Source organism: Haloterrigena gelatinilytica, from assembly GCF_013342145.1.
Taxonomy (GTDB): domain Archaea; phylum Halobacteriota; class Halobacteria; order Halobacteriales; family Natrialbaceae; genus Haloterrigena; species Haloterrigena gelatinilytica.
Genome location: NZ_JABUQZ010000001.1, coordinates 1,701,723 through 1,715,281, shown reverse-complemented (window position 1 = coordinate 1,715,281; position 13,559 = coordinate 1,701,723). Strand labels below are relative to the sequence as shown.

Annotated in this window: 12 protein-coding genes; 8 read left to right on the top strand and 4 right to left on the bottom strand. The window is 66.1% G+C overall.

Going from position 1 to position 13,559, the window contains the following annotated elements; all coding sequences use genetic code 11:
* Window positions 1-68 precede the first annotated feature (68 nt).
* Window positions 69-635, bottom strand: a complete 567-nt coding sequence (locus HTZ84_RS08650; RefSeq protein ID WP_174680301.1) for a thioredoxin family protein — start codon at window positions 633-635, stop codon at window positions 69-71.
* 201 nt (window positions 636-836) lie between these two features.
* Here HTZ84_RS08650 and HTZ84_RS08645 point away from each other — a divergent pair, with 201 nt between their 5' ends.
* The 7 genes from HTZ84_RS08645 (at window position 837) to HTZ84_RS08615 (ending at window position 8,377) form a co-directional block, all read left to right on the top strand.
* Entirely contained in the window at window positions 837-1,520 is a 684-nt protein-coding gene (locus HTZ84_RS08645; protein ID WP_174680300.1) for a hypothetical protein, read from the top strand.
* 367 nt (window positions 1,521-1,887) lie between these two features.
* The gene (locus HTZ84_RS08640) at window positions 1,888-2,373 is read left to right on the top strand and encodes an Lrp/AsnC family transcriptional regulator (RefSeq protein ID WP_012942718.1); all 486 of its coding nucleotides are present in this window, start codon (window positions 1,888-1,890) and stop codon (window positions 2,371-2,373) included.
* A 2-nt stretch (window positions 2,374-2,375) separates the two neighbouring features.
* A complete protein-coding gene (locus tag HTZ84_RS08635) occupies window positions 2,376-3,533 on the top strand; it encodes a pyridoxal phosphate-dependent aminotransferase (protein ID WP_174680299.1) in 1,158 nt (385 codons plus the stop codon).
* Between the two features lie 125 nt (window positions 3,534-3,658).
* Window positions 3,659-3,940 carry a hypothetical protein gene (locus tag HTZ84_RS08630; RefSeq protein WP_174680298.1) on the top strand — a complete coding sequence of 94 codons (282 nt, stop codon included), beginning with the start codon at window positions 3,659-3,661 and terminating at the stop codon, window positions 3,938-3,940.
* An 88-nt stretch (window positions 3,941-4,028) separates the two neighbouring features.
* Entirely contained in the window at window positions 4,029-5,258 is a 1,230-nt protein-coding gene (locus HTZ84_RS08625; protein WP_174680297.1) for a GNAT family N-acetyltransferase, read from the top strand.
* 63 nt (window positions 5,259-5,321) lie between these two features.
* Complete coding sequence (locus HTZ84_RS08620; protein ID WP_174680296.1) at window positions 5,322-6,326, top strand: ornithine cyclodeaminase family protein; 1,005 nt, start codon at window positions 5,322-5,324, stop codon at window positions 6,324-6,326.
* A gap of 152 nt (window positions 6,327-6,478) precedes the next feature.
* Window positions 6,479-8,377 (top strand): PAS domain-containing protein, encoded by a 1,899-nt coding sequence (locus HTZ84_RS08615; protein WP_174680295.1) that lies wholly within the window; start codon window positions 6,479-6,481, stop codon window positions 8,375-8,377.
* Window positions 8,378-8,403: 26 nt separating this feature from the next.
* On the opposite strand, the gene HTZ84_RS08610 is transcribed toward HTZ84_RS08615, so the two are convergent.
* Window positions 8,404-8,997 (bottom strand): HalX domain-containing protein, encoded by a 594-nt coding sequence (locus HTZ84_RS08610; RefSeq protein ID WP_174680294.1) that lies wholly within the window; start codon window positions 8,995-8,997, stop codon window positions 8,404-8,406.
* 123 nt (window positions 8,998-9,120) lie between these two features.
* Window positions 9,121-11,295 carry a phosphoribosylformylglycinamidine synthase subunit PurL gene (gene purL, locus HTZ84_RS08605; RefSeq protein WP_174680293.1) on the bottom strand — a complete coding sequence of 725 codons (2,175 nt, stop codon included), beginning with the start codon at window positions 11,293-11,295 and terminating at the stop codon, window positions 9,121-9,123.
* Window positions 11,296-11,476: 181 nt separating this feature from the next.
* Between purL and HTZ84_RS08600 the strand changes: the two genes are divergently transcribed.
* Window positions 11,477-12,091, top strand: a complete 615-nt coding sequence (locus HTZ84_RS08600; protein WP_174680292.1) for a TetR/AcrR family transcriptional regulator — start codon at window positions 11,477-11,479, stop codon at window positions 12,089-12,091.
* Between the two features lie 232 nt (window positions 12,092-12,323).
* On the opposite strand, the gene HTZ84_RS23105 is transcribed toward HTZ84_RS08600, so the two are convergent.
* A complete protein-coding gene (locus HTZ84_RS23105; RefSeq protein ID WP_174680291.1) occupies window positions 12,324-12,989 on the bottom strand; it encodes a helix-turn-helix domain-containing protein in 666 nt (221 codons plus the stop codon).
* Window positions 12,990-13,559: the final 570 nt, after the last annotated feature.

Sequence of the window (13,559 nt, the reverse complement as noted above, 5' to 3'; positions counted from 1 at the left end):
CGAGACGGACGGCCATCAGTCGACACCCCGAGCGGTTATCGGTCGGGATGGGCAATCGATCGAGACGATCAGTCGTCGGTCCACTTGATCGAACAGCCCTGCGACGGCTTCCACTCGATGTCGACCGACTCGTCCGCCACCGCGTCGATGGCTTCCCGGATCTGGAACCGCGTCGGTTCGTCGTCGGGGTTCAGCGCGTCGTCGAGGCGTCCCTGATAGACCAGCTGGAACTCCTCGTCGGCGTCGGACCACGCGAAGAGGAACGGATCCGGCGTACAGACCGCGCCGTACGCTCGAGCGACGGCCTGACTCTCGTCGCGCAGATAGGCGTCGTATCGGATCGTACCATCCTCGACGTACTCCCGCATCTTCTCGAGGGAATCGTCGGGGTACTCCTCGGCGTCGTTGGGGTTGATGCCGACGACGGCGACGTCGTCGTACTCGTCGGCCAGCTCGTTCAGCAGGTCGAACTTCGCCTTCGCGTAGGGACAGTGATTGCAGGTGAAGACGACTAGCAGCGCCTCGTTGTCGGCGAACTCATCGAGCGCGTGCGTCTCGCCGTCGGCGCCCTCGAGTTCGAAGTCGGGGGCCGGATCGCCGGCCTCGAGTTCGGTGTCGGACTCCTTCAGTACCATATCTGATAGCTCGGTTTCCCGGCCCTTAACGGTCCCGTTCGTCGCAATCCGCGGGAGTGGAAGCCCGACGGTGGTCGACAGCCAGTGATCGGCCTCGTCTCGAGGAGCGACCGGGTCGGCGGCCCCTCCGTTCGGCGCGCTCGAGGCGCGAACCGATCACGACGACTTACATATATGTATCCCCGGCCGCATCGACTGCATATGCAAACGCTCGAGGTCACCGACGAACAGTACGCGGTCATCCAGCAGCTTCGCGAGGAAATCTCCGAACAGGTCGTCGGCAAGTACGGCTTCGTCCGCGAACGCGACGCGGTCCAGTTTCTGATCGATAATCTCGAGGGGAACCCGGACCTCGACGTCGATATCGACACGGAACTGGACTCCTCGGCGACCGACGACGTCGCCGCCTCGGTCGGTGCCGCCATCGACGGCGAGTCGGCTTCGGACGACCTCGAGGCGGTCTCCTACATCGAAGACGACTCCGTCGACGACGACGAGTCGGGGTCCGGCACTGCGGCGGACGCGGACGTCGTCGACCCCGATTCTTCGCCCGAAGCGGAGCCCGACGCCGGAGACGAGGACGAGGCGGAGCCCGAACCGACGGACTCGGGCGCCGACGAGGACGCCTCGAGTGAGAGCGACGGCGGCGATGCCGCGGACGCTGGCGATATCGAGGACGACTCGAGTGAGAGCGACGGCGACGGCTCGGCCGACGACGACGACATGTTAGACGAGATGATGAGCCTGCTCGAGACTCACGACGACAAGTGGGCGGAGTCGACCGCCGCGGACTACCGCTACGAGGTCGAACTGCCGGACGGCACGACCGAGCAGGTCCAGACGAAAGACGACGTCCGGGCGCTCCTGTTCAAGAATTACCGCTAGAACTGATACTTCCGGGAGTCTGTCGTCGGCCGTGGCCCTCCGCGATCCGCGTCCCGCCGACGATTGAACTGCGGATCCGCTGTCCCTACTCAGTTCTCGTGACTAACCCGCCGTGCGGATAGTCTCCGTCGCTTACGACGTAACTTATGGTAGTAGTCGGTGTTCGTTCGAACGGATCTCTATGGATCGAGCATACCAGTTTCAGTTGGAGGAGGATATCACCTGTCCCGCTTGCAACCGACGCGTCCCGATGCACTCGCGAATCTGCCCCGAGTGCGAAACCGCGCTCCACTAGTCGCCGATCGAATCGCCGCTCCGGTGAGCGAACAACGTTAGAACTTTACTCGCGGTCGCGCTTCGCGTTGGTATGAGCGAACGCGAGGTGCTCGAGTTGCTTCGTGAGAACGCGCGGTACTCGACGGCCGATATCGCGCGAATGACCGACCTCGAGGAGGACGAGGTCGAAGCAGCCATCGAGGAACTCGAGGCAACGGGCGTCGTCCGCGGCTATCAGGCGGTCGTCGACTGGGACAAACTCGAGGACGAGCGCGTCCGCGCCGAGGTCGAGTTGAACGTGCGCCTCGACCGCGAGACGGGCTACGACGACATCTCCCAGCGCCTCGCACGGTTCCCGCAGGTCAAAGCGCTGCGCTTGGTCAGCGGCGACTACGACTTCGACATGGAGGTCGAAGGTGACTCCATCCGCGAGGTCTCGCAGTTCATCAGCGAGAAGGTCGCGCCCGTCCCCGAGATCACCCAGACGGTCACCCACTACGTGATGACCTCCTACAAGGAGAACGGGATCGAGTTCGGCGACGGCGAAGACGACGAGCGACTCTCGTTCTCACCCTGACCATGACGTTCGAACTGTCCGATCGCGTCCAGACGGTGCCGCCCTCGGGGATTCGGCGGTTCTTCGAGATCGCCGAGGAGCGCGACGACGTCATCTCGCTTGGCGTCGGCGAACCCGACTTCGCGACGCCGTGGGCGGCCCGCGACGCCGCGATCACCTCCTTGGAGCAGGGGAAGACCTCCTACACGGCCAACCGCGGCCGGCGCGACCTCCGGGAGGCGATCGCCGACTACGTCGCCGACCGGTTCGATCTGGGCTACGATCCCGACGAGGAGATCATCGTCACCGCCGGGGCCAGCGAGGCCGTCGATCTGGCCTTCCGATCGTTCGTCGACCCCGGCGACACGGTCGCCATCGCCCAGCCGTCGTACATCTCCTACGAACCCGGCGTGATCTTCGCCGGCGGCGAGGTGCTTCCCGTGCCGACCGACGAGGAGGACGATTTCCGGCTCACCGTCGAGGGGCTCGAGGAAGCGGGCGCCGACGAGGCCGATATGCTCGTCCTCTGTTATCCGAACAACCCGACGGGCGCGATCATGCCCGCGGAAGACCTCGAGCCGATCGCCGAGTTCGCCCGCGAGCACGATCTGACGGTCCTCTCCGACGAGATCTACGCCGAACTGACCTACGACGGCGAACACACGTCGATCGCGAGCTTCGAGGGGATGCGCGAGCGAACCATCGTCTTCAACGGCTTCTCGAAGGCCCACGCGATGACCGGCCTCCGACTCGGCTACGCGCTCGGCCCGGCCGACGCCATCGCCGCGATGAACAAGATCCACCAGTACACGATGCTCTCGGCGCCGACGACGGCCCAGTACGCCGCCCTCGAGGCCTTGGATTCCTGCGAGAACGACGTCCGAGAGATGGTCGCCCAGTACGACCGGCGCCGGCAGTTCGTCCTCTCGCGGTTCCGCGAGATCGGGATGGACGTCTTCGAGGCCAAGGGCGCCTTCTACTGCTTCCCCGAAGTGCCCGAGGGCTTCACCGCCGAGGAGTTCGCCGAAGAGGTCCTCCGCGAACAGGGCGTCGCCGTCGTCCCCGGCGACGTCTTCGGCGCCGGCGGCGACGGCCACCTGCGGATCTCCTACGCGACCGGCCTCGAGGACCTCCGCGAGGCGCTGGCCCGGATCGAGGCGTTCGTCGACGACCACGCCTGAGACGGGCGTCGCCGTTCGATCGCCCGCTGTCGGTCCCGCTCGACGCTCGAGGCCGACACGGTAACCGGCTACCCCGAACTACGCACTCGGTAGATTCTTGCACGCAGACTGGTTAGATACTTACCATGATTCCCTCCTCACGCCACGAAGCGTACCTCTACCACCTTTCGATGGCCATCTGCGGTTGTTCGCTCGGCCTCATCGGCCTCTCCGGACTACGCTCGAGCGGCCTCGGCGTCATCCCCGTCCTCCTGACGATCAGCGGCTTCGGAACGGTCGCCGGGTCGGTCTTCGAGGCGTTCCGGAGGACGCCGGCCGAATCGGTTCCGGATCGACGGGTGCTCTGGCTCACCGTCGGCGGTGCCGCCCTCGCGATCGTCGGTGGCGCGTTGATACTGCTGGGCTGACGGCCGTCGGGTGGAGCGTTCTCGGGTCGGCCTCGCCGGGAATTCGCAATCATGAACAGTTTTCTCGGTCGCCCTCGCTCACGTTCGCATGGTCGACTACCGTCCCATCCCGGACGAACGGGACGTCTTCCACGAGTACCGCAGCTACGCGTTTCAACCGGAGGAGGGCCTCCCGGCGTACGATTCGGACGAACACGAGACGCTGCGGGACACGCTCGGCTCCCGGCGCGGCCTCTACGCGAGCGAGGCGGCCGACGACGCCGATCCCCGCTGCGTCTGTCGGCACTACTGGCTCGAGTCACACGTCCGCGGCGACCGCCACCGGACCGCCGGGCTGGCGTCGGTCTCGACGCCCCCCGAGTACCGCCGGCGCGGTCACGTCCGGCAGTTGCTCGCCCGCTCGTTGGCGGAGTACCGCGACCGCGACGTCCGCTTTTCGGTGCTGTGGCCGTTCCGCTACCGCTTTTATCGGCAGTACGGCTGGGACACCGCCAACCGGGTCCGCACCCACGAGTTCGAGCCGTCGCTACTGTCGGTCGCGACCGGAGAGACGGCCGATGGCGGACGGTTCCGTCGTCTCGAGGCCGACGAGTACGACCGCCTCGAGTCGGTCTACGCGACCCACGCCGAGCGCTACGGGCTGGCCCTCGAGCGCGACCCGGACTGGTGGCGCGCTCGCGTCTTCGGCGGCAGCGACCGCGATCCGTTCGTCTACGCGTACGAACGTGACGGCGACGTCGCGGGGTATCTCGTCTACACGATGGCGGGCGAGCAGGGCGACCGGCGGATGGACGTCTCCGAACTCGTCTTCGCCGACCGCGAGGCCCTGCTCTCGCTGCTGGCGTTTTGCTACAGACACGAGTCGCAGGTCCAGCGCGCCCGCTTCGAACTCCCCGCGGACGTCCCGATTCGCGATCTCGTCCGCGATCCCGACGAGATCGAGACGACGATCTCGGACGGCCCGATGGTCCGCATCGTCGACGTCGCGGAGACGCTGTCCGCGCTGTCCTACCCCGACCGCGACGCCGGCCTGACGATCGCCGTCGAGGACCCGCTGGTCGACTGGAACGACGGGACGTTCGCCCTCAAGGTCGCGGACGGAACGGCCACCTGCGAGCGGACCGACGACGGAACCGACGCGGCCGACGTCCGCCTCGAGATCGGCGCGCTCTCCCAACTCGTCGTCGGCACCCGGTCGGTACGGGATCTCGAGCGAACGGGCCGACTCGAGGCCGGCGATTCGGCGGCCCCCGACGCGTTCGAAACGCTCGAGGCGCTGTTCCCCGAGACCGACGTCTACCTCGGCGAATTCTTCTGAACGGGGACTGCCGCCAGCCGCCGTCGCGTCCACACTGAAGTACTCGAGCGCCGATGCTCGACTATGGTTCGCGTGCTGTCGGACGGCGACGTCGCGTCGGTCCTCGACCTCGAGGAACTGCTGCCGGTCGTGGCCGACGCCTTCGAGAAGCAACGCGCGGGCGACGTCGAGCGGCCCGAGCGACCCCACTACCCGATCGGAACGGGGCTCGACCCGGACGCCCCGGACGACCCCGCCGGAACCGGCCTCTGCATGCCGGCGTACGTCCACGGCGCCGACTACGCCGCGACGAAGCTCGCGACCGTCGTCGAGGACAACCCCGAGCGCGGGCTCCCGACGGTCACCGCGCAGATCGAGGTGATCGACGCCGAGACCGGCCAGTCGGTCGGCTATCTCGCCGGAACGCGGGTCACCAGCGCCCGGACGGGCTGTATCGGTGGACTGGCCGCCCGCGAACTCGCCGTCGACGGCCCGCTCGAGGTGGCCGTCGTCGGCGCCGGCACGCAGGCCCGCTGGCAGATCCGAGCCATCGCCGCCGCGGTCGGCGTCGACCGGATCGAGTCGATCCGGGTCACCTCGCCGAGCGACTCCCGGGTCGACTGCGCACGGGACCTCGAGGCGGAACTGGGCGTCCCGGCGACGCCGGTCGAGAGCCCGCGGGAGGCCGTGACGGACGCCGACGTCGTCGTCACGGCGACGACGAGTACCGCGCCGGTCTTCCCGGGCGAAGCCCTCGCCGACGGAGCGCTCGTGATCGCCGTGGGCGCCTATACGCCCGAGATGCGCGAACTGGACGACGAGACGATCGCCCGCGCGGCTCGCGTCTTCGCCGACGTTCCCGACGAAGCCCGCGAAACGGGCGACCTGCGCGGACGCGAGGGCCTCGAGGTCCGCCCGTTCGGGGACGTGCTGGCCGGCGCCGATGACGGTCGCGAGTCGACGGCGGAGATCGTCGTCCTCGAGAGCGTCGGGACGGCGGTCCTCGACGCCGCTACCGCCGAATTCGTCTTCGACCGAGCCGTCGAGCGCGGCCTCGGAACGACCGTTTCGCTGTACGAGCGGGAGTGACGTGCCGTTGGTCGGCCACGACACTGAAATACGCGGTCCGCAAAGGAAGGGAACAACTGGCTGTCGATGATCGCAACGAGGGTGCGGGCCGATCGGCTCGCTGAGGGGGGTATCGTCGCGCCGTCACCGACCGGGAACGGGGGTGAACAGTCGTGACGCTGCCATCCGTGCCGATCGTCGATCGGGTCACCGACGCCTTCTTCGCGCTCGATACGGACTTTCGCTTCACGTACGTAAACGAGCGCGCCGAGACGCTGCTGAAACGCTCCCGCGAGGAGCTGATCGGGCGGGTCATGTGGGACGAGTTCCCCCAGACCGTCGAGACGCAGTTCCCCGACGGCTTCCACCGCGCGATGGACGAACAGGTCCCCGTCTCCTTCGAGATCTACCACGCGCAACTCGAGACCTGGTTCGAGGCGCGGGCCTACCCCTCCGAGAGCGGCCTCTCGGTCTACATGCGCGACGTCACCGACCGGAAAGTCCAGGAGACCACGCTGGCCCAACACGCCGCCGTCGTCGAGGCCGTCAACGACGCCGTCGTCACCCTCGATCGGACTCGAGAGATCGTCACCGTCAACGACGCCACCGAGACGGCCTTCGGCATCGACCGGTCGGAACTCGTCGGCGAACACGTCGAACGACTCATCGACCGCGCGGGGATCGCCGCCGAGGACGCCGTCGAGATCGGTCGGGCGATCACCGATATCGACATCGGCAGCGCGGTCGAGCGGACCGTCGAGGTGCCGTTTACCGACGCCGACGGCGTCGATCGGATCGGCGAGTTCCGCTTCGTCCCGATCGAAGACGACGTCGCGACCGTCGCCGCCGTGATCCGCGACGTCACCGACCGCCGCGAGTACGAGCGCGTCGTCACGTCGCTTCACGAGGTGACCCGCTGGCTGCTCGAGTCCGACGATCCCGAAGAGATCTGCGCGATCGCGGTTCACTCCGGGAGCGACCTGCTCGAACTGCCGATCAGCGGCGTCTGGCTGTTAGAGGAGGAGAAGGGCTATCTCGAACCCGTCGCCGGGACCGCAGGGGCCCACGACGAGTTCGGCGGTCTCCCCCGATTCAACCCGGGCGAGGGGCTCGTCTGGGACGTCTTCGAGTCCGGCGACGTCGAGCGGTTCGACGACCTCCGGGAGGTCGAGGACATTTACAACCCCGACACGCCGATCCGGTCGGAGATCATCGCGCCGATCGGCACCCACGGCGTCCTCATGACCGGGTCGCTCGAGTCCCACCGGTTCGACGAGACCGACGTCGACCTCATCTCGACGCTCGTCGAGAACACTCGGGCGGCCCTCGACCGGGCCGACCGGGAGCAGGTCCTCCGGGAGCGGACCGCCGAACTCGAGCGCCAGACCGAACGCCTCGAGTCGGTCGCGAACGTCCTCTCGAGCGATCTGAAAGCCCAGCTATCGGCCGTCGCCGACGCCCTCGAGAGCGACGGCGCCGGCGCGGGCGGCGACGGCGGTGAGACTCACGAGGAGTGGGAGTTCCCGCTCGCGGAGAACTCCGTCGAAGCGACGCTCGACCGGGCCGAGGGGCTCGTCGACGACATTCGCGAGTTCGCCCGCAACGCCTCGACCGTCGGCACCCGCAGCCGGATTTCCCTCGAGTCGGCGATCGACGAGGCGCTGGAGCGCTCCCGACTCGATTACGATTCCGTCGTCATCGAGGAGCCGGCGACGCTGCGGGCCGACGCCGACCGGTTCGTCCACCTCCTCGAGACGGCGTTCGACGACGCCGCGGCCCGCGCCGACAGCGAGGTGACGATCCAGGTGGGGCTCGTCGGCTTCGAGAACGGGGAGCGCTCCCGCGGTTTCTTCCTGCTCGACGACGCCGCCGAGATCCCGCCGGCCGCTCACGAGCGGGTCCTCGATCCGACGACCGATCCCGACGACGAGGTCGCGACCGACGGGCTGGGGCTGGCCCTCGTCCGGGCGATCGCCGAAGCTCACGACTGGGAGCTGTCGGTCGACAACGGCGAGAACGGCGGCACGCGACTCGAGGTGCGGGACGTAACGACCCTCGAGCGCGACGGCTGATCGGTCCGACTCCCGAAGACGGGTACTCAGCCCGATTCTTGGAGGATCGAATCCCGCGTGATGTCCTGACAGAGCTGCCGATACCCGTTCTGCTCGAGCAGTTCCTCCATCGTGTCGTTGACCTGGACGCGAAGCACCGCGAGTCGATCCCGGAGCCGCGCGTACTCCTGGCTGGATTTGAGCTCGGCGTCGGTCTTCTGGGCGTCCAACAGCGCCTTCTTCGAGGCGAGCGCGAAGAACTCCTGTAGTTGTTCGTCGTAGCTCGCGCGGAGGGTGAGCTGATCGACGATCCGCCGGAGTTCGTCCTTCGAGACGGGTTTGACCAGGTAATCGTCGAAGCCCATCTCGATGATGTCGAAGTCCGGTTCGACGGCCGTGACCATCGCGACCCGACAGTCGAGCCCGCGGTCGCGGATCGTCGTGAGGATCGTATCGCCGGACAGCCCCGGCATCCGCCGGTCGAGGAGGACGATGTCGACCGTCTCGTCGATGGCGTCGAGCGCGGTCTCGCCGTCGTAGGCCGTCTCGAGGTCGCAGGTGTCGCCGAGCCACGCGGCGTAGAGGTTCGCGAGATCGGGCTCGTCTTCGACGATCAGGACGGACGGGGTATCAGTGGCCATTGACGGGTCCTCCAGTAGCGATTCGTGGAAGCAATTGTACCGGGAGTATATCAAGATACCGGCAGACCGCAGGAACGGAGCGACTTCCGATCGGACCCGACGGGTTCGCTCGAGACGACCCGCTTACTCGAGTTCGCGCTCGATCGTCTCGCGTCGCTCGCGGATCGCGGCCGCGTCGGTCGCGATCGTTCGGTCGCCGACCGTCACCTCGAGGCGGCCGTCGTCGGTCGCCGAGCCGAGTTCGACGACCGGCGCGACGCCGTCGAACGCCTCGCGGACCGCGTCGGGCGAGGTGGTCTGGATCAGGGCGCGCCCGGGCTGTTCGTGGAACAGCGCCGCCGCGGCCGTCTCGTCGGCCGATTCGGGGACGGGGAGCGAGACCTCGAGGCCGGCGCCGTCGCTGACCATCTCCGCGAGGGCGACCGCCAGCCCGCCGTGGCTGACGTCGTGGACCGCGCGAGTGGCGTCGTCGTCGGCCACGTCGGCGAGCGTCTCGATCAGGGCCGCGGGGTCGTCCGGGAGCGCGGGGAACCGATCGCTGCCGTCGAACTGCGCGAGGTACTCGGAGCCGCCCAGTCGGGCCTCGCCCTCGAGGCCGAGGTCGCCGACGAGCAGGAGAGTCGCACCGTCGTCAGCGTCGGCCGTGACCGACAGCGGCGGCGCGTCGTAGCCGTCCTTGGTGCCGACCATCGCGAGCGTCGGCGTCGGCGGGATCGGCCCCGCCACGGAGTCGTTGTACAGCGAGACGTTCCCGCCGACGACCGGCGCCGACAGCGTCCCGCACATCTCCGCGAGGCCGTCGACGATACCCGTGAAGCCGCCGTAGACGTCGGGCTTCTCGGGGTTGCCGCCGTTCAGGCAGTCGACGGCGGCCAGCGGCGTCGCGCCCTTGGCCGCGACGTTCGTCGCGTTCTCGAGGGCCACCGCGCGGGCGCCCTCGTAGGGGGCGGCGTCGGTCCAGTTCGGCGCGGCGCCCGACGAGATCGCGAGCCCTTGCTCGGCCTCTCGAATCGCGATAACGGCCGCGTCGTCGCCCGGTCCGACGCTCGTGCGGACGCCGACCTCGTGGTCGTACTGCCGGTAAACCCACCGCTTCGAGGCCGTGTTCGGACTCGAGACGACGGCGTCGAAGGCCTCCTCGAGGTCGACCTCGGGGAGGTCGGTCTCGGGCCGTTCGGGCTCCTCGCTGGGGAGGTCGTTCATCGGCGCGCCCTCGCCGAGGAAGTGGGCGTCGACGTCGACGACGGTCTCGCCCTCGAACGTGCAGGTGTAGTTGCCGTCGGTGACCTCGCCGATCACGGAGCAGCCGAGATCGAACCGCTCGGCGATTTCGCGCACGCGGTCGACGTTCTCCGGCTCGACCTCGTAGCACATCCGCTCCTGGGACTCGGCGAGCAGGATCTCGAGGGCGTTCATGTTCGGTTCGCGCTGGTGGACCCGCTCGAGTTCGATCTCCGCGCCGAGGCCGCCCTTGGCGACGAGTTCGCTCGAGGCCCCGCCGAGGCCGGCGGCGCCGAGGTCGCGGGCCGATTCGATCAGCCCCTCGTCGACGAGTTGCTCGTTGGCCTCGATGAGCAGCTTCTCGGTGTAGGGGTCGCCGACCTGCACGGCGGGTCGGTCCTCGGTCTCGGCGTCCTCCGCGAGGTCCTCGCTGGCGAAGGAGGCGCCGCCGAGGCCGTCGCGGCCGGTGCCGTTGCCGACGAGGACGAGTTTGTTGCCCGGCTCCTGCGCTTCGGCGGTGACGAGTCGCTCCTCGTTCGTGAGGCCGACGCAGGCGACGTTCACGAGGGGGTTGCCCTCGTAGTCGGGGTGGAAGTCGACGCTGCCCGCGACCGTGGGGACGCCGATGCAGTTCCCGTAGTGGCTGATCCCCTCGACGACACCCTCGAGGAGGTACTTCGAGTGCTCGTCGTCGAACTCGCCGAAGTACAGCGAGTCCGCCAGCGCGATCGGGTAGGCGCCCATCGAGAGCGTGTCCCGGACGATCCCGCCGACGCCGGTCGCGGCGCCGTCGAACGGGTCGACGTAGGAGGGGTGGTTGTGGCTCTCGATACCCATCGTGATGTACGTGCTATCGTCCCCGTCCTCGCTTCCCGGCAGCGCGACGACCGCCGCGTCGTCGCCCGGTCCGATGACGACCTGCTCGCCCTCGCTATCGAAGGCCGAGAGCAGCGGTCTCGAGGAGCGGTACGCGCAGTGTTCGCTCCAGAGGTTCTCGAACAGCGCCGCCTCGGCCGGGGTGGGGTCCCGGTCCAGTTCCTCGACGACGAGTTCGCGGTCCGAATCGGCAAGACTCATTCACGTCAGTGGTGGAAGTCGGGGAGTAAAGGGGTTTCTATATACACGTTTGTGCATCAATTCGACCGCGACGGTGACTGAGGCCGAGCGACCGACGAGCGTCGAATCGCCGCGAGCCGACGAATCGCGCCGCTCGCGGATGGAGAAACCAATTTATGGCTCCCTCGCTACGATTGACGACATGAGCGATTCGGACGGGCAGGTCGAGCCCCGGGACACGCGGGACGTGATCATGGAGGCCACCTTTCGGGCGCTGAGCGAGCACGGCTACTCGGACCTGCGAGTCCGCGATATCGGCGAGGAGATGGACCTCTCCCGGCAGGTGATCCACTACCACTACGACGGGAAGTACGACCTCCTGTCGTCGTTTCTCGAGTACGTCATCGACCAGTACGAGGGGAGCGTCGAGGTCGACGCCGACACGGACCCGCGGTCGGAACTCGAGACGCGGATCGACCGCTGTCTGTTCGGGCCGGAGTTCGACGACTTCACCCACTGGGACCGAATGAAGGTGTACCACGAACTGTACGCCCACGCGCAGAACGACGAGGAACACCGAGAACTGTTCAACGAGCACTACGCCCGGCTCCGCGGGAGTATCGTAACGGTCATCGAAGACGGCATCGAACAGGGCGTGTTCCGGGAGGTGGACGCGGAACTGATGGGACAGCACATCACCGACAGCATTCACGCGGCGCGAGAACGGCGGCTCTCGCTCGGGCACGAGGACGCGCCCGAAGAAGCGCGTCGGGCCATTCGCGAGTTCATCCTCGACTCGCTGTACCTCGAGTCATAGCGGTCGTTGGTGGCGCGATTTTTATTCAGAGAGACGGTTGAAACGGGATTGGACTATCCGGTCCGTAGACGTGCATATTGACCGCCAACGATTCTGCCAACTTCGATAGCCGTTCTTCGCGGCGTGCTGAATACGGGGCGCGTTTCGGTCACGGCACTCACCCGAGGGCGCTGACGAAGACACATCGTGCCCTCAGGGAGATATCGTCGCCACCGCACCGAGCAGCCGTTGATCAACCTGGCTGTTCACTGTCATCCACCAGGGAAGAAACGATGAGTCGTTTGGTCCCACGCCGAAGGAGACCACTGGCTGCGGGTTGGGAGATATCCAGATTAGCGGCGACGTCACTGAGAGTTGCGTTCCGTGGGTCTTCGAAATACCCTATGTCGAGTGCGACGAGGAGTGCCTCTCGTTGGCTATCGGTCAATCCTGCGTCCGTATTGCCTAAACTAGCGTATTCGTTCACGCGCAGTAAATCGATATCAATGTCGTTCTCTTCTGCATAGTCCCATAGAGGGGTCAGATTCGTCCGCTCGGGCATCCATACGGTTAGAATCCAACCGTTTCCGTCGTTCTTCATATCGAGTATGATACCATTCGCGGTCGAAATAATCGGTGAGATGATCTTCGCTTCGTCTGTATACTCGAAGCTATAGATCGCCCTCTCGTCACTGGTTTCAATAACTCGTTCAAAATTGCCAATGGTGTGATCATTCCGTAATCCGTCTTCGAACTGGCGGAAATCAGACGACTGTATGCGATAGAAGAATTTCCCAGATGTGGGGTCAGTTCCTGCCTCTAACACCGATTCGACTTTCGAACTCTGATCGTGAGTGACTGTCTTTGTGAGCACTATACCAGGGTGCTCGACTCGGACGACTGCTTTAATATCGGTCACTACTCTCTAGGGTAGGTATCTTTAATATATGAATATGCATGTCTGGAGGAGCCTTTAGCAGCTATCAGAACCGATTTACTGTATACAGAGGATATAAAAAGTATTGACAGTCCGTTCCGAATCGGCGTCAACGAAACGCTACAGACAGCGCCTGCGTTCAGCAGTCGGGCGCTGTTCTATGGGTCAGTGAAACGGAGACTACCGGGGACAAGATAAGAGAGCGGTCCGGCGGAGTCGGTGGTACACTACTCAGAACGAAGGTGAACGCGCATCGAAGATCTCTCGTGGAGGTCTCTGGGCGATACTCATCCTTTCGCTTGCCCTCGTCGCCCTCACTGCATCCACCGAGCGACCTGCGAAAGCGGTCAGGAACGGCCGGAATCTCCTGGACCCGATATAAATGGATTATTCGATTAAGAGAGAGACCAATGCGGGCACGGTCGGTATGCAGTATGTATGGCACAGCGATACCATGCCGATGACCGAGGCAGCGACGCTGAACCAAAATTCTCTCTCCCCGCCGGGGTCACCCCACCGTTCGATACCAGTCGCTTCGAGCGTCTCTGGGCG

Excerpts from the sequence above, each read along its gene's own strand:
- HTZ84_RS08650 (WP_174680301.1), bottom strand. The coding sequence starts at position 635 with ATGGTACTGAAGGAGTCCGACACCGAACTCGAGGCCGGCGATCCGGCC.
- HTZ84_RS08645 (WP_174680300.1), top strand. The coding sequence starts at position 837 with ATGCAAACGCTCGAGGTCACCGACGAACAGTACGCGGTCATCCAGCAG.
- HTZ84_RS08640 (WP_012942718.1), top strand. The coding sequence starts at position 1,888 with ATGAGCGAACGCGAGGTGCTCGAGTTGCTTCGTGAGAACGCGCGGTAC.
- HTZ84_RS08635 (WP_174680299.1), top strand. The coding sequence starts at position 2,376 with ATGACGTTCGAACTGTCCGATCGCGTCCAGACGGTGCCGCCCTCGGGG.
- HTZ84_RS08630 (WP_174680298.1), top strand. The coding sequence starts at position 3,659 with ATGATTCCCTCCTCACGCCACGAAGCGTACCTCTACCACCTTTCGATG.
- HTZ84_RS08625 (WP_174680297.1), top strand. The coding sequence starts at position 4,029 with ATGGTCGACTACCGTCCCATCCCGGACGAACGGGACGTCTTCCACGAG.
- HTZ84_RS08620 (WP_174680296.1), top strand. The coding sequence starts at position 5,322 with ATGGTTCGCGTGCTGTCGGACGGCGACGTCGCGTCGGTCCTCGACCTC.
- HTZ84_RS08610 (WP_174680294.1), bottom strand. The coding sequence starts at position 8,997 with ATGGCCACTGATACCCCGTCCGTCCTGATCGTCGAAGACGAGCCCGAT.
- purL (WP_174680293.1), bottom strand. The coding sequence starts at position 11,295 with ATGAGTCTTGCCGATTCGGACCGCGAACTCGTCGTCGAGGAACTGGAC.
- HTZ84_RS08600 (WP_174680292.1), top strand. The coding sequence starts at position 11,477 with ATGAGCGATTCGGACGGGCAGGTCGAGCCCCGGGACACGCGGGACGTG.